We start from the raw sequence: 1,075 nt of genomic DNA, 5'->3' as shown, positions 1-1,075 counted from the left end.
AGGGGCAGGGGTGGTGGTGCGTCGGCCTCGGCGGCCGGGGCTTGGTGGGCCACGGCTTCGGGTGGTGCAGGATTCCGGAGAGGTCGACGTCCACGCCCACCTCCACCTCCACGTCCACCTCGGTGTCCACGCCGTCCCGGCCCACCCCGACCGACACGCCCGTACTGGTGCAGACGCAGGTGTCGACGACCGGACCGTGCGAATGCCCGCCCTGCTGGGCCGTCGAGGAGCGGGCGGTGGCCGAGCCGGTCAGCAGCGCGCAGAGCGCGACCACACCGGCGGCCGCTCCGACCAGTCGGACCCTCCGCGCCCGCGGGTCGGCGTCCTTGGCGAGGCCGGTTCCGGGTAAGACGGCGCGGCTGCGGGGGGCGCCGTCCGCCGACGCCCGGTCCGCGGTCACGGTGCCCCGTCCATCGGTATCCGCCGGGGCGGCTGGTGCTGCGGCATGGGCTCCATGCACCTCTCGTGTCGTCAGGAGGGCCGGCCCACGCCGGAAGGGGGGCCGACACCGGAAGGCCCGCCGCAGTGGGCGGGCCGTCCGGCATCAGGTGAAACGATCATGCGGAGAGCCGGTTACGGCCGCCCCGGGGCGTGCGGCGCCCGGGCGTGCCACCCGGGCCCACGGTGCGGTGCGAGGATCAGTGGCGGCCGTGCGCGATCTCGACGTTCTCCAGGACACCGACGGCGTCCGGCACCAGGATCGCGGCCGAGTAGTAGGCGCTGACCAGGTAGGAGATGATCGCCTTCTCGTCGATGCCCATGAAGCGGACCGAGAGGCCGGGCTGGTACTCGTCCGGGAGGCCGGTCTGGTGCAGGCCGATGACGCCCTGGTTGTCCTCGCCGGTCCGGATCACCAGGATGGAGCTGGTGTTCTCCTTGCTGATCGGGATCTTGTTGCAGGGCAGGATCGGCACCCCGCGCCAGGCCGGCACCTGCTGTCCGCCGAGGTCGACGTGGTGCGGGTAGATCCCGCGCGCGTTCAGCTCACGGCCGATCGCGGCGATCGCCCGCGGGTGGGCGAGCAGGTAGTCGGGGTCCCGGCGGCGGCTGAGCAGCTCGTCCAGGTCGTCCGGGG

The 1,075-nt window shown here is 73.5% G+C and carries 1 protein-coding gene and 1 pseudogene; both read right to left on the bottom strand.

Annotated features, from left to right (window positions below):
• Positions 1-274, bottom strand: a 274-nt coding sequence (locus tag VR45_RS32215) for a hypothetical protein (protein WP_159394428.1), incomplete at its 3' end; no start/stop codon positions are given.
• Between the two features lie 364 nt (positions 275-638).
• A pseudogene (locus VR45_RS32210) lies at positions 639-1,075 on the bottom strand (Crp/Fnr family transcriptional regulator); the annotation flags it as partial.

The sequence above is a fragment of the Streptomyces sp. NRRL S-495 genome (genome assembly GCF_000966955.1).
GTDB lineage: Bacteria > Actinomycetota > Actinomycetes > Streptomycetales > Streptomycetaceae > Kitasatospora > Kitasatospora purpeofusca.
The sequence above is the reverse complement of the archived record's forward strand: the minus strand, read 5'-3'. Positions and strand labels throughout refer to the sequence as shown.